We start from the raw sequence: 23826 nt of genomic DNA, 5'->3' as shown, positions 1-23826 counted from the left end.
AGCTGTCCTCTGATCCGGGCAACTTGTTACGATACCGGATCGAGTCCCTTTTCTTTAAGTGCATCAACCGATTGCTGTTCGATATCACGCAGTTCATCCAAAGTGACGTCCAGTGCCTGACGCTGTTCTTCCAGGTCAGTAATCCGTTCCCGAACGCGTTCCAGCAGCATTTTGATCTGCTCTGCCTGGGTTGGGTCTGCGCCGTAAAGATCAAGGTAGTCCGCGATCTCTCTTAAGCTGAAGCCCAGTCGCTTGCCCCGTAAAATGAGGAGCAGTTTGGCGCGATCTTGTCGGGTATAGACCCGGGTGGTGCCGGCACGCTGCGGGTTCAAAAGCCCCTTTTGCTCGTAAAACCGGATGGTGCGCGGCGTGATGCCAAGATCGTCGGCCAGTTCGGGAACGGTATAAAACCGTTCGTCAATTTTTGTCATTGTTCGCCCCTTATGGTATCTATTTTTCAGTATACGTCAATTAGTTTACGTTAACGTCACTTAAGTTTTTTCAGTGTGTGTATGGTGACGCCAACGCATTGTAACTAAACCGTATTTCCTTCTCTCTTTTGTCGTTCTTCTTCGACCAGCTCCTTTTTCGACAGCTTGCCGACCATGGTTTTGGGAAGTTCTTCGCGAATTTCGATTTCGCGCGGCATTTCGATTCTTGAAATCTTGTCATCCAGAAATGCCCGCAGATCTTCGGCGGTCACATCGGTGACACCGTCTTTCAGGCGAACAAACGCCTTTGGCGCCTGACCACGATATTGATCGGGGATCCCGATGCAGGTGACCTCGGCAACCTTGTCATGCAGATAAAGTGCCTCTTCGATGGCACGCGGATAAACGTTGTAACCACTGCACAGGATGACATCCTTAAGACGATCAACCAGGAAGGTGTAGCCATCCTCATCCTGATAACCGACATCACCGGTCCGCAACCAACCATCGACAAATGTCTCGTTGGTGGCCGTTTCGTTTTGCCAGTAGCAAGGCATGACTTGCGGGCCACGAATACAGACCTCACCCTTTTCGCCAAGCGCTACGACCGTATCCGGCCGATCAAGAGACCTGATTTCGATCTTGGTTCCGGGCAACGGCCGCCCGATCGAGCCTTCCTTGTTCTCACCCTTAAGCGGGTTGCAAGTACAGACCGGGCTGGCCTCTGACAGGCCATATCCCTCAACCACCTTGGAGCCGGTAATCTCTTCGAACCGGTGTTTGACTTCAACCGGCAGCGGCGCACCGCCCGAAATGCAGCAACGGATGTGTGACAGGTCGTATTTGAGTGTTTCCGGCGAATTGTTGATCGCCGTATAGATCGTCGGAACACCCGGGAAGATGGTGGCCTTTTTCTTGTCCAGCGCCTTGATCAGGGAACCTAACTCAAAGCGGGGCTGCAACACCATTTCCGCACCAAGGTTGACCGATGTGTTGAGCGCCACGGTCATCGCAAAAACATGGAAGAATGGCAAAACGCACAGGGTCACTTCGTGGCCCGGTTTGGCGTCTGGCATCCAGCGGGTTAGCTGATCAACGTTTGCACTCAGATTGGCATGGGTCAGCATCGCACCCTTCGGGCGCCCGGTCGTGCCGCCGGTATATTGCAGAACCGCCAGATCGTTCACGTCGATATCCAGCACGCGATCAATCGGTTTGCATCCGATGACGCGGGAATAGGGGATGTGACGCAGATCTGTTGGCACATCGGCCAGTTCGCTGCGCTTGAACAGCGAAAACAGAACGCTTTTAACCGGCGGCAAGATGCCGCTCATTTCGCAGACCACGATCCGCTTGAGGCAGGTTTCATCAAGGCATGCCGCGACCTTTGGATAGATCTGTTTGAGGTTCAGCGTCACCATCAGGCGACAGCCTGAATCTTCGATCTGATAGGCGATCTCGCGCTTGGCATAGAGCGGATTGAAATTCACAACCACACCGCCACATTTCAGGATCGCGTAATAGCAAACCACGTAATAGGGCGTATTGGGCAGGCACAGCCCGACCTTGTCACCCTTGCGCACGCCAAGCTGTTTGAAGCCTTCGGCAGCACGGTCGATTTGCTCGGAAATTGTCTTGTAATCATAGACCCTACCGAGGAAATCCAGACACGGGCGCAACGGAAACCGTGCCGCCGCTTTGTCGAAAATCTCATGGACCGGGCAGGTTCTTACCGGCGAGCTGATATCAACGCCATCGCGCAGGATCGGGGATTCTTGGACGTTTACTTTGTTCACTTGCGTTAACTCCATTACGTTAACGTCACTTTGCGGGCAAAAAAAGGGAGCCCGATGCGGTGCGCCATAGCACCTCGCATCGGACAGTATAGCAAATCAGAACTTGAAATTCGCCTGCAACGCGATGATGTCGACTTTGGCTTCGTAGTCGGCAGCATAATTACCAACGAGCGAAGACGCGTGATCTACGCGTGCTTCATCAGCAAAGATATGAGTATAACCCAGTGTCACATCAGCCCAATCAGCAGCCTTGTATGTTGCGCCAAATGAGACCCAGTATCGATCTGAATCCGGCAAGCGCACATTGCGGTTACGGGTTTGGATCGGGGTCTCATCATAGGCCACGCCACCGGTAAACGACCATTTTTCGTCATACTGGTAACGTGCACCGAGGGCACCAAACCACGACGTTCCCCACTGATAATTTTCAGTTGTACTACCAGTGGCAGTCGAGGCGGAGTTAATCAGGCCGCTGTAGTTAAAGACTAGATCGCCAACTGAGTTCCAGTTGGTCCATTGCACGTCACCCATGACAGTCCACTTATCAGACAGGTCGTGAGAAATACCGAAAGCAATAGACTCCGGCGTGGTGATCTTGGCATTTGCATCTCGGTCCGTGTAGGGCGTGGCCAAGTTTTTTGCGGCATTGTCGAAGGTGATATCGCCTTTGAGTTTATGTTCAACCTCGGAGATATAAGAAAGACCAACACGGGTGGTTTTCGTGACTTCCCAGTTCATCCCGGCTGTCCAGCCGTAGCCGATGTCGTCGCCTTCAATCGTAGAGTTACCCTCTGCAACGGCGCCACCAAGCGACGGAACGGCTTTACTAAGGGCGGCCTCGAATCTTTGAACCTGCGGTCCCGCACCAATGCTCAGCCCATTGTCGAAACGATAGGCAACAACTGGTTTGATATTTACTGTCTTGATTTTTGATGTCGTACCAAAAAAGCGTCCGGCGAAATCTGAATCGTTGTCGGTCACGAGACCCCAAGGTGCCGTAATCGAAACACCGAGATTGATCTGATCGTTTAGCTTCCAGACAGCATGTGCGTTTGGTACCGCAGCATCCTGTGCCATATCCTTGTAGCCACCGCCGGTTTGTGCGATCACCGTTCGTGCGCCATTGGTTGCAACGGTGTTGGTCGCTTTCGCCACCGGGCGAATGACCGTAATACCTGCGCTATAGCTGGTTTCTTTGTACTGCCCAACTGTGCCTGGGTTGTAGGACATCGTCGATGCGTCGGTTGACAGTGTGGTCATGCCGGCAAAGCTTGAACCCTGAAGGGTGCCGCTGGTTTCACGGACTTGAAAACCGGACGCTTGCGCGGTGCCAACACTAGCGAGTGCGCATAGAAGTGCAGTACCCGAAGCTGCACCCCAAAGGCAGCTCTTCTTGAAGTAGGACATCTGTTTCTCCCTAATCTTTAAACGTTTCAAATCTTTGATTTAAAACGCCCGCTTTTATTGCTGAGGGTTTATCGCATCGACCCTGATAAAATCGATGTCGTAACCCTTCCTTTTAAAACTCGTTTTAAGCAGTTTTCCGTCGGTGCCGTACCAGAGGTGCCGTTCGACATCGCCAGACATTTCGTAATGGACTGCCGGCGTTTCCCGGCTTTCGACCATGACGCTTTCTTCGCCAACCCATTGCGTGTGCACAGTGTAGGGTTCGGCATTGATGACGCTAAAGAGATCGGTTTTACCCGTGACATCCTCATGCCACAGGGTCAGCGGCCAGGCCGCATCACAGGCGTCGCGTTTCCCGACACCTTTGCCCGCCAGCGCATAACAATCTTCGTCATAGCTGGCCTGCCAGGTGTAGTGTGTGCCGTCATCATTGGTGGTGGTTTCGACCGAGACCAGCTTTCCGTCCTGCCATTGTTCGGTGCGCTGATGGTCGTAATGGAACTTCAAAAACAAAACCCGCACATCGGTCAGGGTTTTGACCGTGACGGTTTGACCGGTTGCTGTTGGTGTAATTTCGACGGTTTCATAACCGATCGGCTCCCCGTCCTTGAGGACGCGAAAATTGAGCATTTCCGATCCGGATGCCAGCGACGCGGTGGCATATTGAATCGTAAAGCCGGCAATCAGGGCCGATATGCTGCCTTTTGCGATGCGATTACGCATGTTTCCCTCGTCAAACAGACCATACCAACAAAGCTAGTCGAGCATTGATGACAGCTTTGCTGCCACACCCATTGAGCCCTTGATCTTCAGTTTGCCCATGGTAAAGGCAAGCATCGGGTCAAGCTTTCCGGCGATCAGCTTTTCGAGGTTGGCTTTCTTGATCTTGAGAATGCAATCGGCATCGGACAGATCATCATCACTGATTTCCGGCTCATCGCCGGTAGCATCAATCACGATGTGTCCATCATCGCCACAGTCGAAGGCGACGACAGCATTCAGACCGCGCAGTTGCGGCAGTTTTTCTTTTACGGTTTCGAGGATGTCATCCACGAAGGCCTCCCTCAGTCAGCAGGTATTTTGTTTTGATTATGACAGGACTGTAACCCAAAGTGACGTTAACGTAAAACAAATAACGGATGCGAGAGTATAGCCACCTATAAGACATTGAATTGAAATAATTTAAGATGCGCTGCGTATCAGATAACGCACAAAAAAAGCCCGGCAGTGCCGGGCCTTTTGCGGGGCATGGCCCCAGATTGAAATATGCTTGGCGCGTTTTGGTTCTCAGGACACGATCTGCCAGGAACCATCAGCCTGGCGGCATGCCGTACCGTATGTTTTCCGCAGTTCTCCACCAATACGGGCTGTTGCGCTATATTCGCGGCAATAGCGTCCGTCGGCGTTCTGCCAACTGTTGGTCGGAACAACATTATAGCTGCGGCCCGAATCGGGGTTCTGCCACCGGACGGCCTGCCCATCAGGGGCGCGCTGCAAGGCATAGCCGGTACAAGCCAGATCACCCTGATCAAGGCTCTGGCCAATCGAGTAGCCACTGAGCATGCCAAGAATGGCACCACCAATCATGGCCGCATCCCGGCCTCTTCCCTTGCCGATGGTTGAACCAAGAACCGCGCCTGTGCCACCACCAATGATGGCGCCAACCACATCACGGTTACAGCGCAGGAAACCACCGTCGGAGACAAAAAGCTCGTTACCGTGGCGGCTATAATTGCGTTTGTGCCCTTTGTGCTGCTTGGCACGATAGCCATGGGCAGGTGCCCATGACGGCGGGTCGGCCTTAACCGGCGCAGGTGCCGCGAAAGGCAGGGTTAGGCCAAATGCAGCGACCAGAAGAATGATCCGTTTCATCATTTCCGGGCCTTCTCATTCTCGTGCATGATATAGCCCGCACCGGTACCCACCGCGCCGCCAATTACCGCGCCACAGGTAACACAGCCACCGGTGATCACGGTGCCAACAGCACCCACACCGGCACCAATCGCGCCGCCACTCAGCATTTTTTGGTCTCGGTCATTCAATCCGCTACAAGCCGAAAGCCCCAATGCGCTTGCAACGGCCAAAATCATGGCTGTCTGTCGCATCTCTCGTGTCCTTTCCAAGGTTTTTGGGCACAGGTCATTCGTGGACCTGTGTCTGATCGCAAAGCTTGCCGGGGAAATAGGCACGAGGTTTGGCTGTATTGGGGGCTCTTTGGGGCAGATATGACGATAAAAAGGCACCAAATCCGCAAATTATTGGTTTCTGGTGCCTTTTTACCTGCCGCATTCCGGTCCAAAGACCAGATTAATCTTCGAAAGTGCCGCGGAGCAGTCGTTCCTTGCCAATCATGGCCGGTTTTCCGCGGGCAATGACGCTATCGGGGGTTAAAGCATCATCGAAAACCAGGATATCGGCATCATAACCGACTTTGAGCTGCCCTTTGCGTGCCACAAGGCCCAGCATGCGTGCCGGATTGATCGTAATCGGGGCCAAGGCGGTCGGGATATCAAGCTTTTCAACTTCGACCAGATCGGCAAATTCGCGCGGTACGGTCTCAAAGCCAGCCACTGAAAGCCCGATCATATTGCCATCAGTATCAAAATCCGGCAGTGACCCGTTGCCATCCGATGTCATTGAAATGCGGTCTAGCGGAACGCCATCGGCCAGGCATTCGGCAATGCTGGTCGATGTTTTGGTGGCCTCCTTGGGATCGGGTTCGGCATCAATCCCGGTGGTGAAATCGATATTGCCGCCACGCTTTGCCCAGAGCTTGGCCGCATCAAGCAAGGCGCGCTTGCGGTTGACGTGGGTCGGGATGAACTGGCCGATCGGGATTTCGGTCTGCTCGATCACAGCAATCAGGGGATCAAAGTGCCCGTCACCATCGCCCAGATGCACGACAACCGATCCGGCCTTGCCCGATGTCATGCCGCCAATGCGCGATTGGGATGCGATGCGGGCCAGCTCCTCAACCGTGCTTTGGCTGCTGCGGTGATCTGAAATCGCCGTTTTCAAACCGATACAGGCATCCAGAAACGTCACGTCATCCCCGATGTTGCCGGTCAGGGTTGGTGACGGTACGCGATAACCACCTGTGAAGAACCATGCAGAGATACCTTCGGTTCGAAGCGCCTTGGTCTTGGCATACAGCGATGCGATGTGCCGTGTTGCGGCGTCTGTGCCCAACAATCCACAAACGGATGTAATGCCAGCTTCGATCAGTTTGCCGACCGCAACTTCTGGCGTACGCGTGGCAAATCCGCCTTCGCCACCGCCCCCGATCAGATGGACATGTCCGTCGATAAAGCCTGGTACGGTCATCTTGCCGCCAAGGTCGATGGTCTTGATTTCGGCCGGAACAGAAACCACCAGATCCGGGGCAATGGCGACGATTTTCTCGTCACAGATCAGGATATCATTGATGCCAAGCGGCGTCGGGGCGAAGACGTTGGCATTCTTGAGCAACAGAAACATGTTTTAAAACCGTATTTTACGAAATGCTGTGTTCAGGTGGCGGGTTGGCGCGGATGCGCATCATAGCGACAGTTCATTTCCGTTGAAACGGTTCTGGCAAGCAGATAGCTTTCGATAAAACCAAGCGGGAATAAACCTGCGTCACCCAAAGGAAACGTTATGAGCTTCGCCGCCTGGTTGTCGGTTGCAACCATCTGTGTACTTGGCGCAATGACACCGGGTCCAAGTCTGGCCGTTGTATTGCGCTATTCCGTTGGTCATTCCCGCCAGGCCGGATTTGCCTGCGCCTTGGCGCATGCACTGGGTATCGGCTTTTATGCTGTGATCACCATGACCGGACTTGGCATTCTGTTTCAGACGGTACCGGTCTTTCACAATGCGGTCAGTATCCTGGGTGCGCTTTATCTGATCTGGCTTGCAATCAAGGCGTGGCGCGGTTCCAAGGCGGGTGCGAAGTTTGATGTCGATAGTGCAGGCAAGGTATCAGGATCGATCCTGCAGGCCGCCCGCGACGGGTTCATGATTGCGTTTCTCAATCCCAAGATCGCCCTGTTTTTCCTGGCCCTTTTCAGCCAGTTTGTTTCGCCCGAGTTTGAATGGGGCGGCAAGTTCCTTCTGGCGTTCACCGCCGCTGTAATCGACGGGGCGTGGTATTGCCTTGTCGCCGTTGGATTGTCGCACGGGGCGGTGTTGCCATGGTTGCGCGATCACGCTGCCTGGATTGAGCGGATCATTGCCATCCTGTTTGTGCTGGTTGCGCTCCGGGTATTGTGGGGTGTTGTTGCGGTCTGAAAGCCCGATTTTTGAATTTATGCTCACCTAAATTTCTGTCCGCGCCACCATCGCGACACAACATGGATCATCCAGATGACTGACAAGACGGCCCCACACACCAATCCTTCCGAGAAGACAACGCCGGGAAAGAATGCGGCATCTAATGCCGGGCGTGGCTTCCATCATTTGGGGGCGCATATCGGATTTTTGCTGGCGATCTTGCTTTTGGCGGCGAACATGCGCGGCAGCATTGTCGGTTTGGGGCCGTTGGCGGAAATCATTGGTACAGATCTGTCGCTTTCAGGGACCCAGCTTGGTTTGTTGACAACGCTGCCAGTGCTGAGCTTTGGCGTGCTTTCAATGTTTGCACCGCGTCTGGGGCAGAAATTCGGTCTCGAAGCGACCCTTCTGACGATGTTGCTGTTCATCGCCATCGGGCAGGGGCTTCGCGCCAGCGGGGCCTATGACATCATGGTGGTCGGGACCATCATTTTGGGGGCGGCAATTGCGGTTCTGAATGTTTTGACCCCATCACTGGTACGGCGCAGTTTTCCGACCCATGTGGCATTGGTGACTGCCCTTTACACCTTTACCATGTCCAGTGGCGCGACGACTGCGGCATTTGTTTCGATCCCGATCCGAAATGCGGCGGACGGCGATTGGCGCTGGTCGCTTGGTGTTTGGGCGGTGTTTGCCGCGATTGCCTTTGTCTGCTGGCTGCCGATGTTGCGTTATCGCCATGTCGGAGCGGCGCCGACACCGGTTGCGCACATTTCGCTTTGGAAAAACGTCGAAGCCTGGTGGCTGGCGCTGTTCTTTGGTTGTCAGTCGCTGATGTTCTATACCGGCACGGCCTGGGTCGCCAAAGTGTTCATTGATCACGGCATTTCCGAGGCCGAAGCCGCGACCCTTCTGACCCTGTTTAACGTATTTGGCATTCCGGCCGCCTTTGGTGCGCCGCTGATTTATTCGAGGATTGCCAACAAGAAACTGGCGATGCTGGTGCTGCATATTCCGTTGATCATCGCCATTCCGGGCTTCGTCTTTGCCACCACCGAATTGCCGTATGTCTGGGCAGTATGCATGGGGCTTGGACAAGGCAGCATGATCAGTATTGCCCTGACCCTTGTCGGCATGCGCGGAGCAGATCCGCAAACGTCGGCACGACTGTCGGGCATGGCGCAATCGGTGGGCTATCTGTTTGCGGCCATTGGGCCAGTTTTGTTCGGGGCCTTGCATGACCTTCTGGGCGACTGGCAAGTGGCACTCTACTTCCTGTTTGTTGTTGTGGCGGTGCAACTTTGTGCAGCGATGCGTGCAGGATCGTCCGCAAAGATTGGCGCGGACTAGGTCGCCAACCGTTTAACTAAATTCGGTAAGGGTCAGGCAGCGGTGCCCGACGGGATGGCACGGTCATCCTGTTCGGTGCGACAGGTCGCAATCAGCCAGTCGCGAAATGCGCGGACTGCAAAGTTGTTTTCCTTTTCCTTGGGATAAACCACGTAATAGGCGTGCTGGTTGGGGATCGATACATCAAAGGGTGCGACCAGACGCCCGTTTTCAAGCTCTTCACGTACCAGAAATTCCGGCAGAAGTGCCAGCCCAAGGCCTGCGACAGCGGCCTGAATGACCATGTGGAAATGCTCAAACCGGGGACCAGCCAGTTCATCGACCACGGCAACGCCGGTGGCCGCCAGCCAGTCCTGCCAGGCACGCGGGCGGGTGGAATGCTGCAACAAAGTACAGTTGCGCACGCGTTCGCGGGCAATCGGCAGATCGTCATTTTCCTTAAGCAGCTTGGGCGCACAGACTGCAATCAAGGTTTCCCCCATCAAACGGTGCGTCACGCAGCCCGGCAGGTTGTCTTCACCAAAGTGAATGGCAATATCAATACCTTCGCGGTCGAAATTAAATTCCCGCGTCTGGGTAATGAGATTGAGCTGAATGTCCGGCCAGGTTGCCTTGAAATCACCAAGGCGCGGCACAAGCCAGCGCGCGCCAAAAGTTGGTAGCGTCCCGACATTAAGCATCCCGCCCGCATCGGAATAAGCCATGACCTGAAGTGTGGCGGCCTCTGCCCGATCCAGAAGGTCACGGACCTGTGCGGCATAGGCTTCACCGGCCGCGGTCAGTTTCAGGCGTTTCTTCACGCGGCGAAAAAGATCTCGTCCGAGATATTCCTCAAGCGCACGGATCTGACGGCTGATTGCGCTTTGCGTGACATTCAGTTCCTCTGCCGCGCGGGTGAAAGACAGATGACGGGCCGAACTTTCAAAGAATTGCAGGGCAGTAAGGGATGGCAGGACGCGACGCATGGCAAAACCAGTTCATAACAAAACGGAATGATATGGTGCGAATATATCGTTTGTTTGCTTTGCAGCCAAGGCGTACGGTTTTAAACGGTTCAAAGCCCCCTCGCGCCACCCCAAGAAGCGTTTGGGCTGAAAGCCAACCGCGCTGGAATGCTGTTACTTTGGAATGTTTTGGAAGGAAGGCTCCCCCTTCATTCGGGTAACGGTTTCCAGCGCACCACCGCAAAATGCCGGTTCATCAATGGCCGGAAAGTAACAATTTGCATCGGGTAGAAGGCAAGAATGGGTTCTGTTGACGAAAATTATGATGTGATCATCGTCGGTGGTGCGGTTATCGGCAGTTCCATCGCATGGCATTTGACGGGCCGTGATGATTTCAAGGGCCGGGTTCTGGTGATCGAGAAAGACTCGACCTACGAGTTCTGCTCGACCGCACTTTCGGCGGCGTCGATCCGCCAGCAATTCTCGACCCCGATCAATATTGAAATGTCGGCCTATGGCATTCAGTTCCTGCGTAATCTGAACCGCGACCTTGATCCCGACGTCGACATTGCCCTGCATGAAAAGGGCTATCTCATTCTGGCCACCGATCAGGGGCGCGATATCCTGCGTCAGAACCATGCGACGCAAACCGAATTTGGCGGCGACATCATCTGGATGGAGCCCGATGACTTGGCCCAGAAATACCCATGGATGAATACATCCGATCTGGCGGCTGGTTGCTGGGGACGCACGGGCGAAGGCTGGTTTGATGCCTATTGCCTGATGCAGTCGTTTCGCAAACAGGCCCGCCGTCGTGGTGCCGATTACATTGACGGCGAAGTGGTCGAGGTCCTGCGTAATGGTGATCAGGTCACCGGTGTGGTTCTAAAGGACGGTCGTCGGTTCGGCTGTGGCCAGCTTGTCAATGCGGCGGGCACCGGCGGATCAAAGGTCGCCCGGATGGCCGGCCTTGAAATTCCGGTCGAGCCACGCAAACGCTGCATCTTTGTATTCAACTGCCGGGACGCGGAAGACATCAGCGCATCCTGCCCGATGCTGATTGATCCAAGCGGCCTTTATGTCCGTCCGGAAGGCGAGTTCTTTATTACCGGTATCGCACCGCCCAAGGATCGCGACCCGGAATGCTGGGATTTCGACGTCGATCATAGCCTGTTTGACGACATCATCTGGCCGGGCCTGTATGAGCGGTGTGAACGGTTTGAGGCGATCAAGGTCGTCAATGCCTGGGCGGGTCATTATTCCTATAACCTGCTCGATCAGAACGCGATTTTGGGCCGTCACACGGATGTTAAAAACTTCATCTTTGCCAACGGGTTCTCGGGCCATGGCCTGCAACAAAGCCCGGCGGTCGGTCGTGGCATTGCCGAACTGATCGCGACAAACGGCTATGAAACCCTTGATCTGTCGGTGTTTGGCTATGAGCGCATTCGCGATAATGCGCCGGTGCTTGAACTGAACGTCATTTAAATCATCAATAAAAAGGTCGGAGCAGCCCCACATGCCCCGTGACGAAAACACCAAACCAGCCCAGGACAGCACGCAGATGCGTGAGCGCGCAATTGCGTCGGTATCGGCCGGGGCGCGCAATGTGCATCCGGTCTATCTTGATCGCGCACTCAATGCCGAGGCATGGGACGTCGAAGGCAAACGCTATATCGATTTCATTGGCGGGATCGGTGTTTTGAATGTCGGGCATCGCAACCCGGTGGTGATGGAACGCGTCGCCGCCCAGTGCGAACGATTTACCCACAGCTGTTATAATGCGTTGCCCCACGAGCCCTATGTCGCGGTAACGGAGTGGCTGGCAGCAAATTGCCCGATTGAAGGTCCGGCGAAATCAATGCTGACCAATTCCGGGGCCGAGGCGATGGAAAACGCGCTGAAGCTTGCGCGCGCCTTTACCGGCCGCACCGGGGTGATCGCCTTTGACGGTGGTTTCCATGGCAGGACGCTTGCAACCCTTGCGCTGACGGGCAAAACCAAACCCTATAAAACCGGGCTCGGCCCATTGCCGGGGCCTGTATGGCATCTGCCATATCCTTGCCCCGAAACCGGTGTATCGGTTGATGATGCGATGGCCGCCATCGCCAAGCTGTTTGCTGTTTCCGCCGATCCGGCGTCGGTCGGGGCGGTGGTGATTGAACCTGTTCAGGGCGAAGGCGGTTTTCGTGCCGCGGATGGGGAATTTCTTGTCGCCCTGCGTCGCCTGTGTGATGAAAACGGCTTGGTTCTGATTGCCGATGAAATCCAGTCGGGCTTTGCCCGGACCGGTAAGATGTTTGCCATTGAGCATGCCGGTATTGCGCCCGATATCCTTGTTATGGGCAAAGGCATTGGCGGGGGCTTTCCGTTGGCCGCAATCACCGGTGCCGAGGATGTCATGAATGCGCTGGCGCCGGGCGGGCTTGGCGGCACCTATTCCGGCAATCCTGTAGCCTGTGCCGCGGCAACCGGCGTATTTGAGGTGCTCGAGGCCGACAAGCTGACCGCCCGTGCCAAACAGCTTGGTGAAAAATACGCCACCCATATCGCATGGCTGCGCGATCTGCCCGGCGGGCATGTGATCGGCAACATGCGCGGGATCGGGGCAATGCGTGCCTTTGAATTGATTGCAGATGACGGCAAGCCGTCACCCAAACGTCTGCAATGCTTGTTGCAACTGGCCCGTGATGACGGGCTATTGTTAATGCCAAGTGGTGAGCACGCCAATGTGGTGCGCCTGCTGGCACCTTTGACCATTCCGTTTGATCAGGTTGATGAGGCCTTTGCCATCATCGCCAAACAGCTGCCCAAGGTGGCGGATATCAGGGATTGAACAGAGATCGAATTTGCCGGTGATCCGCGCCGGAAAGTTTAAAACGAAGGGAGTTTTACTGTGAGCTACAAATCCATTCTGACCGAACTTGGTCTGTCCGAAGCAGAGATTGCCAATGGCACCCTCAGTGTCCAGACCCCGGTTGACGGTTCGGAATTCGCAAGTGTCACCGAAACCACCCCGGCCGAGATGACCGATGTTATCGGCAACGCCAAAAAGGCATTTGGCGCATGGCGTCAGGTTCCCGGTCCGCGTCGTGGCGAACTGGTCCGTCTTCTGGGTGAAGAACTGCGCGCAGCCAAGGAACCGCTGGGCCGTCTGGTGTCGCTTGAATGCGGCAAGATCTATCAGGAAGGTCTTGGCGAAGTTCAGGAAATGATCGACATCTGCGACTTCGCAGTCGGTCTGTCGCGCCAGCTTTACGGTCTGACCATCGCGTCCGAACGTCCAGGCCACAAGATGATGGAAAACTGGCATCCGCTGGGTGTTGTTGGCCTGATCACCGCCTTTAACTTCCCGGTTGCGCCGTGGGCATGGAACACAGCGCTTGCACTGGCTTGCGGCAATGCCGTGATCTGGAAACCGTCGGAAAAAACGCCGGTCACTGCCCTTGCCTGCCAGAAGATCCTCGAAAAGGCGATTGCCAAATTCGGTGATGCACCGGCCAACCTGCATCAGGTCGTTGTGGGTGATCGCGCCATCGGTGAAATCATGACCGACAGCCGTGACGTCGCGCTGATTTCAGCCACCGGTTCTACCCGCATGGGCCGCGAAGTTGCCCCGCGTGTTGCGCAGCGCTTTGGCCGCACCATTCTTGAGCTTGGCGGCAACAACGCCATGATCGTCACCCCGTCGGCCGATCTGGACATGACCGTGCGTGCGGTTGTGTTCTCCGCTGTTGGCACCTGTGGTCAGCGTTGCACGTCGCTTCGTCGCCTGATCGTTCACAAGGACGTCAAGGATCAGCTGCTGCCGAAAATCATTGCGGCTTACAAGTCTGTGAAAATTGGCGATCCGCTGGCCGATGGTGTTCTGGTTGGTCCGCTGATCGACGAAGAAGCCTTTACCAACATGCAGGCCGCCCTTGCCAATGCCAAGAAAGACGGCGGCACTGTGCATGGCGGAGAACGTACCCTGGAACCGGAATACCCGAATGCGTTCTATGTTACCCCGTCAGTGGTTGAAATGCCGGGCCAGACCGAGACCGTGAAGCACGAGACCTTCGCACCGATCCTGTACGTCATGACCTACGAGACCCTTGAAGAAGCCATCGCGCTTCAGAATGACGTCCCGCAGGGTCTGTCATCGTGCATCTTCTCGACCGATCTGCGCGAAACCGAACTGTTCCTGTCCTCGGTTGGGTCCGATTGCGGTATTGCCAACGTCAATATCGGTCCGTCCGGTGCGGAAATCGGTGGTGCCTTCGGTGGTGAAAAAGAAACCGGTGGCGGTCGAGAATCCGGTTCGGATGCATGGAAAGGCTACATGCGCCGCGCAACCAACACCATCAACTATTCCCGCGAGCTGCCGCTCGCTCAGGGCATCAAATTCGACATCTGATCACGCGTCTGATCGGTTTCGATCCAAACCCCGCCGGCTCGCTGGCGGGGTTTTTCTTTGTTTGTGTTGCGCGCACAAAAAAGCGGCCCCCGAAGGAGCCGCTTTTGTAATTAAGTCTCAAAGCGTCGGCTGATTAGCCAGCTTTGGAGAAACGCTCTGCAACATATTCCCAGTTAACCAGGCTGTCGAGGAAGGCTTTGACATAGTCCGGACGCGCGTTGCGGTAATCGATGTAGTAGGAGTGTTCCCAAACATCACAACCGAGCAGCGGGGTCTGACCGTGAACAAGCGGGTTTTCCGCGTTCGGGGTCTTGGTGACAACCAGTTTACCGGACTTGTCCATCGCAAGCCAGCACCAGCCAGAACCGAACTGGGTTACGCCAGCCTGAATGAAGGCTTCTTTGAAGGCATCGACAGAGCCGAAATCTTCAACGATTTTCTTTTCGAGTTCACCCGGGATGGCGCCGCCGCCATTGCCCTTCATCATCTGCCAGAACTCAATGTGGTTCCAGTGCTGAGCAGCGTTGTTGAACAGGCCTGCTTTGGAAGCGTCGCCGTAAGATGCAACAACAACTTCTTCAAGCGACTTGCCTTCAAGGCCCGAACCTTCGAGCAGCTTGTTGCCGTTCACAACATAGGCGTTGTGATGTTTGTCATGGTGAAACTCAAGGGTTTCAGCGGACATGACCGGCGCAAGCGCGTCATATGCATACGGAAGTGCTGGGAGTTCAAATGCCATGATACAGTTCCTCGACTTTCATTATTAATCTGTGCGGTAACGCAACATATCCCTTTTTGCGCCGTCGATAAAAGTGAAAATCCCGTGCAACATCTTGGAAACCTTTGTTGCCGGGCCGACTGGCGCATCCGGGTCGTTACCCGTGCTACTTTATCTAGCACGCACGAGCGTTTATGCAACGCATCGCCACATTACCTTTGAATGGTTCGATATATGATGAACATTCAGGCCATCAAAACGTTCCCGGATTTTCCGGAAAAATTTGAACGGTTTGGGTCGTGGGGCAGGCGGGATGCCTACTCTTTGTAGAGTCCTACCATCTTCTGGCTTTCGTCGCCATTTGTCAGTGTGACATCGTAGTCCCCGCGTTTAAGCGACGAGATGTCAATCTTGCACGGGAACCGGACGCAATCACGCCTGATGGCGATGGTGCCATCCGGGTGGCGCAGCGTCACTTCACCGCGAACCATTTCGGAATGGATAGTAACGCTGTCGGTGGTCGGTTTGGGTGCGACCTTGATTGCAGCCAGCCCGGCTGTCGTGATCGTCATAAGCCCAATCAGGGCAATGGCAACCGGCTTACTACGCAGAGATCTCAGCATGGCTTCCTCGCGCGGTTGTTCTTGGTTGATGTCTGATAACTTGCGCTACGAAGCCGAAAAATTAACGGCGCAAATGGGGCATTTCCGTGCCGGTCATTGTTGTTTGGGCGCAACAGCCATGCGTTTTGCGCCCTATAACAGCCCTGATCATTGCAGATCGGAACCGCGAAAGCCCAAGGTTACTGCGACAGATAAGCCCGCGCTGATTTGAGTTTTTGGGCGATATATGCGGTGGCCTGTTTTGGATCGGGCTGACCACAAATCGCCGAGACAACGGCAATACCGTTCGCACCGCTTTCAAGTGCCGGCAAGGCGTGTTCACCCTTAAGCCCGCCAATCGCAACCGATGGCAATCCGACCATCCGCACCAGCTTTTCAAGCCCGTCAAATCCGATTGCCGGTTTATGGTCGGGCTTGGTCGCGGTGGCAAATATCGGGCCGATGCCGACATAATCGACAATCGTGCGGTCCACCTTTTGCGCGACATCTTCGCTTTCAATCGACAGGCCGATGATCTTGTCCGGGCCAAGGCGGTCGCGGGCAATCTGCGAAGGCAGATCATCCTGACCGACATGCAGGCCATGTGCGCCAATGGCAATGGCGGCATCAATGTCGTCATTCACGATCAGTGGCACGTTTGTGCCTTCCATCGCCTTCATCAATTCCCGACCAACGCGAATGAGGCCCTCGGTCCCGGCCTTTTTATCGCGCAGCTGAATGAGGGTGGCACCGCCTGCAATCGCGGCCATCGTGGTTTCCACCATCGAATGGTCGCGACACAGATCGGGATCAAGCACGAGATAAAGCGACAGATCAAACGACTTCATAGAACATTGATCCGAAGGTTCTTGGCATAAGTCGTGGCATCAAGGCGATGCAGGCCATCGATAAAGGCTGTCATGAAGGATGCCGGGCCGTTTGCCGTATTGGCGGCGATTTCGCCCGCCACGGCAAAATTGCCAAGGGCGGCAACGGTGGCTTCAAACGCCTGATCCGGTGCAACCGCAAGATAGCCGCCAACAAGCGCCGTCAGCGAACAGCCTGTGGCGGTGACTTTCGGCATCAGGTCCGATCCACCGGCAATGCGCACGGATCGTTTGCCATCGGTGACAAAATCAACCTCGCCTGTAACGGCAACAATGGCACCTTGTGCGATGGCAAGGCCGCGTGCGGCCTCTTCGGCCTGTTCGACCGGATCGCCGCTATCAACACCCTGACCGGCACTTTGACCGCCACCAAGCGCAATGATTTCCGATGCGTTGCCGCGAATGACGGTGGGTTTGAATTTCAAAAGCGCTGCCACGGCATCGCGGCGATACCCGGTGGCAAAATGCGCCACTGGATCAAGCACCCAAGGTTTGCCCGCAGCATTGGCCGACTTGGCCGCGGCAATCATGCCTTCGACCCAGTTGGGCGAAAGGGTGCCGATATTGACCGTCAGCGCACCGGCAATCGCGGCAAATTCACCGGATTCTTCTGGTGTGTGAACCATCGCTGGTGAGGCGCCAGCGGCCAGTAAAACATTGGCGGCATAGTTCATCGCAACATAGTTGGTGATGCACTGGACCAACGGATTGGTCGCACGCATGCGTTCAAAAAGATCAGTCGCGGTCCGGGAAATTTCGGTCGTCATGTCGAGGCTCCAATGCAGAAACTTTGCGTATGGAGACCCAGTTCGAAGTCGGAATGATGGAGAACGTCGTAATCCGCGTTCGCACCGTCCCTACGCCAGTATGAACTGGATCAGGTTCAAAGGGTCACTGCGCGGCAGTTTCTCAGCCCCCTTGTCGGGGCTCCCCTTGGTGAGTGCTCAACATGGGTTTTAAACTGTCTTCTGTCAATTCATCCGATCGGCATGATTGGGCAAAAGAAAAACGGCGGAATGGTATATGCCATCCCGCCGTTTCGAAGCCTTTTTGCGATAGGTTACTTGCGACGTTCCATCGCGGCCTTGAGTGCGGCAGCCATCGCACCGCCATCGCCGCCAGCGTTACCACCGGCATTGCCACGACCTTGGCCGCCCTGATGGCGCGGGCCTGATGAATGCTGCGGACGGTTGCCGCGCGGTGCATCGCCGTGATTTTCGGCACGCTTTTCACGCGTGGCTTCGTAATCCGGTGCGGATTTCATCGAAAGGCCGATACGTTTGCGCGGTGCGTCGACTTCCATCACGGTAACGGAAACGATTTGACCGGCCTTGACCACCTGACGGGGATCTTCGACGAACTTGTCAGCAAGCTGGGAAATATGAACCAGGCCATCCTGATGCACGCCGATATCAACGAACGCCCCAAAGTTGGTGACGTTGGTGACCGTGCCTTCAAGCTTCATGCCGGTGCGCAGATCCTTGATCTCATTCACACCTTCGGTGAATTTGGCGGTCTTGAATTCCGGGCGCGGGTCACGGCCGGGCTTATCGAGCTCGGCGATGATGTCGCGGATGGTCGGGACACCAAATGTGTCATCGGCGAAATCTTCGGGGCGGAGTGTCTTGATAAAGGCCGAATCGCCGATCAGTTCTGCCAACGGCTTGGCGGCCTTGGCGCTGATTTTTTCGACCAGCGGATAGGCTTCCGGGTGCACGGCCGATGCATCAAGAGGATTGTTGGCACCGCGAATACGCAAGAAGCCCGCGCATTGCTCGAACGCCTTTGGTCCAAGACGCTCGACCTTTTTAAGATCCGCACGGGACTGGAACGCCCCGTTGGAGTCGCGATACCCAACGATATTGCGCGCCAGCGTCTCGGTCAGGCCTGCCACACGGGTCAAAAGCGGGATGGAGGCGGTGTTAAGGTCAACCCCAACACCGTTCACGCAATCCTCAACCACGGCATCAAGCGACCGGGCCAGTTTGGTTTCCGATACATCATGCTGGTACTGTCCGACACCGATGGATTTCGGTTCGATCTTCACCAGTTCTGCCAGCGGGTCTTGCAGGCGGCGCGCAATTGATGCCGCCCCACGGAGCGACACATCAAGATCGGGGAATTCTTCGGCTGCGAACTGCGATGCGGAATAAACAGACGCACCGGCTTCGTTGACGATCACCTTGGTCGCCTTAAGCGCCGGGAAGCGTTTAAGCATCTGACCGGCAAGTTCGTCGGTTTCACGTGAAAACGTCCCGTTGCCAATCGCGATCAGTTCGATCTGATGGCGGGCCGCAAGCGCGGCCATGGTGTTGATCGCGCCTTCGACGTCATTGCGCGGCTGGAAGGGATAAACCGTTGCGGTATCGACCAGCTTTCCGGTGGCATCAACCACCGCGACCTTGACCCCGGTACGTACACCCGGATCAAGACCCATGGTCGCTTTTTGCCCCGCAGGGGCCGCCAGCAACAGGTCTTTCAGGTTGTCGGCAAAGACCTTGATCGCACCTTCCTCGGCGGAGTCACGAAGGGTGCCAAACAGATCAAGCTCAATCGACAAAGACAGTTTGACGCGCCAGGTCCAGCGCACGGTATCCATCAGCCATTTATCCGCTGCCCGTCCCTTGTCGGCAATACCGACATGGGCGGCAATCATCACCTCGGCCCGACCCGGCTGGCTGCGCGGACGGTCTTCGTCTTCTTTGCCAAGGGTCAGTTTAAGCTGAAGGATATCCTCGTTGCGACCCCGGAAAAGGGCCAGCGCACGGTGTGAGGGGCAGGTTTTGATTTTTTCGGAATGCTCGAAATAGTCCGAGAACTTGGCACCTTCTGCCTGTTTGCCCTCGATCACCGATGCGGTGATTTCACCTTCATTCCACAAGTGGTCACGCAGCTTGGCGACAAGGTCGGCATCTTCGGCAAAGCGTTCCATCAGGATCTGGCGCGCACCATCAAGGGCAGCCTTGGTGTCCTCAACGCCTTTTTCGGCATCAACGAATTTGGCGGCTTCGGTTTCCGGATCAAGCGTCGGGTCGTTAAACAGGCTATCGGCCAGCGGCTCCAACCCAGCTTCGCGGGCAATCTGGGCCTTGGTGCGGCGCTTTTTCTTGTAAGGCAGGTAAAGATCTTCAAGGCGAGTCTTGGTGTCTGCCTCGTTGATTGCGGCCTCAAGTTCCGGCGTCAGCTTTTCCTGTTCGCGGATGCTCTCAAGCACGGATGCGCGGCGTTCTTCAAGCTCGGTCAGATAGCGCAGGCGTTCTTCCAGCGTACGAAGTTGGGTGTCATCAAGCCCGCCGGTTTTTTCTTTACGGTAACGGGCGATGAACGGAACGGTGGAGCCTTCATTAAGCATCTCGATGGTGGCAATGACCTGTTCCGGACGGACCGAAAGTTCTTCGGCGATACGCTGGGGAATTGGACGCATGGTTTCTCCTTGTTTTGCTCGTACGCTTGGAATAGCGGCTTTGGGCGCGCCGGGAAAGAGTCTGTTTTTCCCAAATTTTTGTCCGCATCCACTGTTTGATTCCAAAGGCCTGAAATCATGTGGGTTTGCGCATGTCGTACTGATCAGCTTGAAGCTTGCCGATTTTGCATCGGGGCGCTATTCCTGTGCTTTGCACTAACGCCAAAAATAAGGTGAACAGTTAATGTCGGGCACCGAGAACTACAAAAACGTATATGACGATGATTTCTTCGCCTATACATCAGGGATCTCATGGAAATCAGCACAAAAGGTTGTTCCGGTTTTCAGAGAACTTCTGCCGTTTTGTAAAAGTGTTGCCGATTTTGGCTGTGCTGAGGGCGTTTGGCTGAAATGCTGGTTACTAAATGGTGTTGAAGATGTTGTCGGTGTTGATGGTGATTACGTCAATACTGAGGCTCTTCACATTTCCAAAGAGGCGTTTTTTGCACGCAATCTGGATGAAGCAGTTGATCTTGGGCGCCGTTTCGATGTGGCGTGCAGTCTGGAGGTTGCTGAGCATCTCAGCCCTGAGAGCTCTCGCCAATTCGTGCAATCCCTGACCCGCCACTCCGATGTTGTGATTTTCTCGGCCGCTCCCCCTGGGCAGGGAGGGGAATTTCATATGAACGAGCGGGAGTATGACGAGTGGCGCTCGTTCTTCCGTGACGAAGGCTATGAAGCATATGATTGTATCCGCCCGAAATTGAAGGGCTTTCACGATGTTTCATTTTGGTATCGCTACAACATCGTTCTATATGTGAAGCAGACAGTTGCTAACAAATTGCCGGAAGCCATCAAGGCAACCAAGGTCGATGCGAATGCTAAAATTCCGGATATTGCACCTCCGATCTTCAAGCTCCGGAAGTCTATCGTGAAATTGCTTCCGTATGGTGTGCAGAACAGACTGGCTGCACTAAACTCCAAACTCAGAAGCATTGCAGGATAAGGAAAGATGGCTGGAAAATTCCGCGAAACCGTCATCCACGAAGTTCCCAAGGAAAAGGCAGAGCCGCAGCCCGAAACAAATACGGCATCTGACGAGATTGCGGGGGCAGAAGCCGCTCCACAACTTTCTCAGGACGCGATCAATGCGCTTGCCGAAGCCAAGGCCGCCAACGAAGCTGCCGCCAAGGCCCGCGAGATTGGTGGTCCCAAGGGCCCTGAGCCGACCCGTTTTGGCGATTGGGAAAACAAGGGCCGCTGCATCGATTTCTGATCTGAGCGCGCTTAAAGCAGATACGAAAAAGGCCGGAGCATTGTGCCCCGGCCTTTTTTGTTTTTGCGATCAGCAAGGCAGCGCGTTACGCGCTGCGGATGGCCTTGATGTTGTTGGCATATTCAGACGGGCCACCCTTGAAGGTGGCGGAACCAGCCACCAGGACGTTCGCACCGGCTTTGATTACCTGTGGGGCGATTTCCGGGTTTACGCCACCATCGACTTCAAGGTCGATATCACGGCCGGTGGCATCAATCATCTTGCGGATGCGTTTGATTTTCTCAAGCTGGCTCGGGATGAATTTCTGGCCACCAAAGCCCGGGTTCACGGTCATGACCAGAACCAGATCAACCATGTCCATGACATACTCAATGACACTTTCCGGGGTCGACGGGTTGAGCGAGACACCGGCTTTCTTGCCCAGTGACTTGATCAACTGAAGCGAGCGATGCAGGTGCGGGCCGGCCTCGGCGTGGATGGTGATGATGTCAGAACCGGCATTGGCAAATGCCTCGATATAAGGATCGACCGGCGCGATCATCAGATGCACGTCAAAGACCTTGTCGCTGTGCGGGCGCAGAGCCTTGACCACGTCCGGGCCAATTGTGATGTTCGGTACATAGTGGCCATCCATCACATCGATATGGATATAGTCAGCACCGGCTTCGTCAACAGCGCGGACGTCAACGCCAAGCTGGGCGAAATCAGCCGAAAGGATCGAAGGTGCGATTTTAATATTTGACGTGGTCATGCGTCACAGGTCCTGAAGCGATATGGGATACGGGAAATTCGGGCTTCTCATACCCCAGATTACCCCACATGTCACCCGAATGGGACTCATGGCAGCTCTGTGTGCGCCAAACCCGAGTCTTCTGTCCGGAAATCAGGATTTTTTGACAAGTCGCGCACAGAAAAAGCCATCCATGCCGCCAAAATCGGCCATGTGAATGGGCAGAATGCGCAATTCACCCGCATCGTTGATTGCCTCATCCCAGCCACCCAGTTCGTCGGCGGTGATGGCTTTGCGTTCATAGTTCGGATGATCCGCCAGGAACGATTTGACCTGATATTCACCTTCTTCGGGTTGCAGCGAACAGGTGCAATAGATCAGCTCGCCACCGACATTCAAAAGCTTGTCCGCCTGATTAAGCAGCTTGGTCTGAATCGGCAGAAGCGATTGCATCAGCTTGTCATTCTGACGCAGCAGAATGTCCGGATGGCGGCGAATGGTGCCTGTGGCTGAACAGGGTGCGTCCAAAAGAACCGCATCGGCGCGCGGCGTATCAGGCGCAAGATCGGTGGCATCGCCGGTTACGACAGCCGCACCAAGCGATACACGCTCTAGGTTTTCAAACACGCGTTTCAGGCGACCTTCGGATTTATCGACCGCAATTGCACTCGCACCAAGGGATGCAAGCTGCATGGTCTTGCCACCCGGTGCCGCGCACAGGTCATAGATGGTTTTGTCCTTGTAAGCCGAAAACAGCGTTGCCGGAATGGCTGCTGCTGCGTCCTGCACCCACCAGTCGCCATCCTTGTAACCCGGAAGATCACGGATACGGCGACCCGGTTCAAGTCGCACCGATCCGGTCGGCAGGACAATGCCATCCATCTTTTCGGCCCACTCGGCGGTCTGGCTGCGATCCTTGATCGACAGATCCAGCATCGCGTGGCCAAGGCTTGCTTCGGCAATGCCTTGGGCGATCTCGGCGCCATAGGCCTTTTTCCAGGATCCGCGCAGCCATGCCGGGATGTTGAGCTGCCAGTCCTCAACGCCTTCCGGCCATTCAAAGCCATCACGCTGCAAGCCACGCAGAATGGCATTGATCAGTTTGGTGTATTTATGCAAACCCGCATCACGCGCCAGATTGACCGTACTGTCGACCGCACCGTAGTCAGGCGTATCCATAAAGAACAGCTGCGCTACACCAAGCCGCAGGATGTTGGTCAAGCGTGCTGCGACCCGGTCCTGTGGTGGTTGATAACGCGGGGCAAGTACGGCATCAATTTCGCCCAGATGGCGCAGCGTGGTGCCAAGCAATTGACGCAGGAAATTGCGATCAAGCGACGGCAGGCCATAGCCATGCTTTGACAGAAGTTCGTCCAACGTCACTTCACCGCCGCGCAATTCCTGCAGGGTTTTAAGCGCAAGCATACGCGGATCGGGTGCCTCAACCGCCTGTTTGCGGGGGGCATTGCGCTGGGATGGACGGGAACGACGTTCTGCCAAAGGGATATCTCCGGTTTTAGTTTATGTGCTGTAGTTAAGCGCAGCATGGCAAACTGTAAAGCATCAACCATGGTTTTGCGTGGCATGGCTGCTCTGTGCGGCTGTGTCGGGAATGGTGGCAGGATGGTGCGGGGC

At 55.3% G+C, this 23826-nt stretch carries 23 protein-coding genes and 1 riboswitch; of the genes, 7 read left to right on the top strand and 16 right to left on the bottom strand.

Annotation, left to right across the window (positions count from 1 at the left end; translation table 11 throughout):
- Positions 1–26: 26 nt before the first annotated feature.
- The 8 genes from IT893_RS18455 to iadA form a co-directional block, all read right to left on the bottom strand.
- The gene (locus tag IT893_RS18455; RefSeq protein WP_063086508.1) at positions 27–431 is read right to left on the bottom strand and encodes a MerR family DNA-binding transcriptional regulator; all 405 of its coding nucleotides are present in this window, start codon (positions 429–431) and stop codon (positions 27–29) included.
- A 104-nt stretch (positions 432–535) separates the two neighbouring features.
- Positions 536–2227, bottom strand: a complete 1692-nt coding sequence (locus tag IT893_RS18450) for a long-chain fatty acid--CoA ligase (protein WP_064780456.1) — start codon at positions 2225–2227, stop codon at positions 536–538.
- Between the two features lie 96 nt (positions 2228–2323).
- The gene (locus IT893_RS18445; RefSeq protein ID WP_063086512.1) at positions 2324–3634 is read right to left on the bottom strand and encodes an OmpP1/FadL family transporter; all 1311 of its coding nucleotides are present in this window, start codon (positions 3632–3634) and stop codon (positions 2324–2326) included.
- Between the two features lie 54 nt (positions 3635–3688).
- Entirely contained in the window at positions 3689–4357 is a 669-nt protein-coding gene (locus IT893_RS18440; RefSeq protein WP_197146236.1) for a DUF6134 family protein, read from the bottom strand.
- 33 nt (positions 4358–4390) lie between these two features.
- Entirely contained in the window at positions 4391–4687 is a 297-nt protein-coding gene (locus IT893_RS18435) for an SCP2 sterol-binding domain-containing protein (protein ID WP_063086516.1), read from the bottom strand.
- 234 nt (positions 4688–4921) lie between these two features.
- Positions 4922–5509: an RT0821/Lpp0805 family surface protein gene (locus tag IT893_RS18430; protein WP_197146235.1), complete on the bottom strand. Its 588-nt coding sequence runs from the start codon at positions 5507–5509 to the stop codon at positions 4922–4924.
- On the bottom strand, positions 5506–5739 hold the full coding sequence (locus IT893_RS18425; RefSeq protein ID WP_008888617.1) for a hypothetical protein: 234 nt from the start codon (positions 5737–5739) through the stop codon (positions 5506–5508). The genes IT893_RS18430 and IT893_RS18425 overlap by 4 nt, the downstream gene beginning before the upstream one ends.
- Before the next feature lie 202 nt (positions 5740–5941).
- Positions 5942–7111 (bottom strand): beta-aspartyl-peptidase, encoded by a 1170-nt coding sequence (gene iadA / locus IT893_RS18420; protein WP_197146234.1) that lies wholly within the window; start codon positions 7109–7111, stop codon positions 5942–5944.
- Between the two features lie 159 nt (positions 7112–7270).
- Between iadA and IT893_RS18415 the strand changes: the two genes are divergently transcribed.
- Together IT893_RS18415 and IT893_RS18410 are read left to right on the top strand one after the other, a co-directional pair.
- A complete protein-coding gene (locus IT893_RS18415) occupies positions 7271–7903 on the top strand; it encodes a LysE family translocator (RefSeq protein ID WP_197146233.1) in 633 nt (210 codons plus the stop codon).
- 75 nt (positions 7904–7978) lie between these two features.
- Positions 7979–9235 (top strand): MFS transporter, encoded by a 1257-nt coding sequence (locus IT893_RS18410; protein WP_197146232.1) that lies wholly within the window; start codon positions 7979–7981, stop codon positions 9233–9235.
- Between the two features lie 32 nt (positions 9236–9267).
- Here IT893_RS18410 and gcvA read toward each other — a convergent pair whose 3' ends face one another.
- On the bottom strand, positions 9268–10200 hold the full coding sequence (gene gcvA, locus IT893_RS18405) for a transcriptional regulator GcvA (protein WP_120223983.1): 933 nt from the start codon (positions 10198–10200) through the stop codon (positions 9268–9270).
- Positions 10201–10479: 279 nt separating this feature from the next.
- On the opposite strand from gcvA, the gene IT893_RS18400 reads away from it, so the two are divergent.
- The 3 genes from IT893_RS18400 to IT893_RS18390 are packed head-to-tail and all read left to right on the top strand — an operon-like array spanning position 10480 to position 14575.
- A complete protein-coding gene (locus IT893_RS18400; protein ID WP_197146231.1) occupies positions 10480–11667 on the top strand; it encodes an FAD-binding oxidoreductase in 1188 nt (395 codons plus the stop codon).
- Between the two features lie 31 nt (positions 11668–11698).
- Positions 11699–13015: an aspartate aminotransferase family protein gene (locus IT893_RS18395; RefSeq protein ID WP_197146230.1), complete on the top strand. Its 1317-nt coding sequence runs from the start codon at positions 11699–11701 to the stop codon at positions 13013–13015.
- Positions 13016–13075: 60 nt separating this feature from the next.
- On the top strand, positions 13076–14575 hold the full coding sequence (locus tag IT893_RS18390) for an aldehyde dehydrogenase family protein (RefSeq protein WP_197146229.1): 1500 nt from the start codon (positions 13076–13078) through the stop codon (positions 14573–14575).
- Between the two features lie 133 nt (positions 14576–14708).
- Here IT893_RS18390 and IT893_RS18385 read toward each other — a convergent pair whose 3' ends face one another.
- The 5 genes from IT893_RS18385 to IT893_RS18365 all read right to left on the bottom strand — a co-directional run bounded on the left by IT893_RS18385 (position 14709) and on the right by IT893_RS18365 (position 20206).
- Positions 14709–15314 carry a superoxide dismutase gene (locus IT893_RS18385; RefSeq protein ID WP_008888603.1) on the bottom strand — a complete coding sequence of 202 codons (606 nt, stop codon included), beginning with the start codon at positions 15312–15314 and terminating at the stop codon, positions 14709–14711.
- A gap of 296 nt (positions 15315–15610) precedes the next feature.
- The gene (locus IT893_RS18380) at positions 15611–15916 is read right to left on the bottom strand and encodes a hypothetical protein (protein ID WP_064780124.1); all 306 of its coding nucleotides are present in this window, start codon (positions 15914–15916) and stop codon (positions 15611–15613) included.
- 179 nt (positions 15917–16095) lie between these two features.
- Entirely contained in the window at positions 16096–16743 is a 648-nt protein-coding gene (thiE, locus tag IT893_RS18375) for a thiamine phosphate synthase (protein ID WP_197146228.1), read from the bottom strand.
- The gene (gene thiM / locus IT893_RS18370) at positions 16740–17549 is read right to left on the bottom strand and encodes a hydroxyethylthiazole kinase (RefSeq protein ID WP_197146227.1); all 810 of its coding nucleotides are present in this window, start codon (positions 17547–17549) and stop codon (positions 16740–16742) included. The genes thiE and thiM overlap by 4 nt, the downstream gene beginning before the upstream one ends.
- 70 nt (positions 17550–17619) lie before the next feature.
- Positions 17620–17726, bottom strand: a riboswitch (TPP riboswitch).
- Positions 17727–17842: 116 nt separating this feature from the next.
- The gene (locus tag IT893_RS18365; RefSeq protein ID WP_197146226.1) at positions 17843–20206 is read right to left on the bottom strand and encodes a Tex family protein; all 2364 of its coding nucleotides are present in this window, start codon (positions 20204–20206) and stop codon (positions 17843–17845) included.
- Positions 20207–20429: 223 nt separating this feature from the next.
- Here IT893_RS18365 and IT893_RS18360 point away from each other — a divergent pair, with 223 nt between their 5' ends.
- Positions 20430–21191: a bifunctional 2-polyprenyl-6-hydroxyphenol methylase/3-demethylubiquinol 3-O-methyltransferase UbiG gene (locus IT893_RS18360; RefSeq protein ID WP_197146225.1), complete on the top strand. Its 762-nt coding sequence runs from the start codon at positions 20430–20432 to the stop codon at positions 21189–21191.
- Positions 21192–21197: 6 nt separating this feature from the next.
- Complete coding sequence (locus IT893_RS18355) at positions 21198–21461, top strand: DUF1674 domain-containing protein (RefSeq protein WP_197146224.1); 264 nt, start codon at positions 21198–21200, stop codon at positions 21459–21461.
- A gap of 85 nt (positions 21462–21546) precedes the next feature.
- On the opposite strand, the gene rpe is transcribed toward IT893_RS18355, so the two are convergent.
- Positions 21547–22212, bottom strand: coding sequence for a ribulose-phosphate 3-epimerase (rpe, locus tag IT893_RS18350; RefSeq protein ID WP_197146223.1), 666 nt, complete (start codon positions 22210–22212; stop codon positions 21547–21549).
- Between the two features lie 132 nt (positions 22213–22344).
- Complete coding sequence (locus tag IT893_RS18345) at positions 22345–23691, bottom strand: RsmB/NOP family class I SAM-dependent RNA methyltransferase (protein WP_197146222.1); 1347 nt, start codon at positions 23689–23691, stop codon at positions 22345–22347.
- Between the last annotated feature and the right edge of the window lie 135 nt (positions 23692–23826).

This window comes from Thalassospira sp. A40-3, from assembly GCF_015871485.1.
Taxonomy (GTDB): domain Bacteria; phylum Pseudomonadota; class Alphaproteobacteria; order Rhodospirillales; family Thalassospiraceae; genus Thalassospira; species Thalassospira tepidiphila.
This window is presented reverse-complemented; position numbering and strand designations above follow the sequence as displayed.

Excerpts from the sequence above, each read along its gene's own strand:
- IT893_RS18455 (WP_063086508.1), bottom strand. The coding sequence starts at position 431 with ATGACAAAAATTGACGAACGGTTTTATACCGTTCCCGAACTGGCCGAC.
- IT893_RS18445 (WP_063086512.1), bottom strand. The coding sequence starts at position 3,634 with ATGTCCTACTTCAAGAAGAGCTGCCTTTGGGGTGCAGCTTCGGGTACT.
- IT893_RS18440 (WP_197146236.1), bottom strand. The coding sequence starts at position 4,357 with ATGCGTAATCGCATCGCAAAAGGCAGCATATCGGCCCTGATTGCCGGC.
- IT893_RS18430 (WP_197146235.1), bottom strand. The coding sequence starts at position 5,509 with ATGATGAAACGGATCATTCTTCTGGTCGCTGCATTTGGCCTAACCCTG.
- IT893_RS18425 (WP_008888617.1), bottom strand. The coding sequence starts at position 5,739 with ATGCGACAGACAGCCATGATTTTGGCCGTTGCAAGCGCATTGGGGCTT.
- iadA (WP_197146234.1), bottom strand. The coding sequence starts at position 7,111 with ATGTTTCTGTTGCTCAAGAATGCCAACGTCTTCGCCCCGACGCCGCTT.
- IT893_RS18415 (WP_197146233.1), top strand. The coding sequence starts at position 7,271 with ATGAGCTTCGCCGCCTGGTTGTCGGTTGCAACCATCTGTGTACTTGGC.
- IT893_RS18410 (WP_197146232.1), top strand. The coding sequence starts at position 7,979 with ATGACTGACAAGACGGCCCCACACACCAATCCTTCCGAGAAGACAACG.
- gcvA (WP_120223983.1), bottom strand. The coding sequence starts at position 10,200 with ATGCGTCGCGTCCTGCCATCCCTTACTGCCCTGCAATTCTTTGAAAGT.
- IT893_RS18400 (WP_197146231.1), top strand. The coding sequence starts at position 10,480 with ATGGGTTCTGTTGACGAAAATTATGATGTGATCATCGTCGGTGGTGCG.
- IT893_RS18395 (WP_197146230.1), top strand. The coding sequence starts at position 11,699 with ATGCCCCGTGACGAAAACACCAAACCAGCCCAGGACAGCACGCAGATG.
- IT893_RS18385 (WP_008888603.1), bottom strand. The coding sequence starts at position 15,314 with ATGGCATTTGAACTCCCAGCACTTCCGTATGCATATGACGCGCTTGCG.
- IT893_RS18380 (WP_064780124.1), bottom strand. The coding sequence starts at position 15,916 with ATGCTGAGATCTCTGCGTAGTAAGCCGGTTGCCATTGCCCTGATTGGG.
- thiE (WP_197146228.1), bottom strand. The coding sequence starts at position 16,743 with ATGAAGTCGTTTGATCTGTCGCTTTATCTCGTGCTTGATCCCGATCTG.
- thiM (WP_197146227.1), bottom strand. The coding sequence starts at position 17,549 with ATGACGACCGAAATTTCCCGGACCGCGACTGATCTTTTTGAACGCATG.
- IT893_RS18365 (WP_197146226.1), bottom strand. The coding sequence starts at position 20,206 with ATGCGTCCAATTCCCCAGCGTATCGCCGAAGAACTTTCGGTCCGTCCG.
- IT893_RS18360 (WP_197146225.1), top strand. The coding sequence starts at position 20,430 with ATGTCGGGCACCGAGAACTACAAAAACGTATATGACGATGATTTCTTC.
- IT893_RS18355 (WP_197146224.1), top strand. The coding sequence starts at position 21,198 with ATGGCTGGAAAATTCCGCGAAACCGTCATCCACGAAGTTCCCAAGGAA.
- rpe (WP_197146223.1), bottom strand. The coding sequence starts at position 22,212 with ATGACCACGTCAAATATTAAAATCGCACCTTCGATCCTTTCGGCTGAT.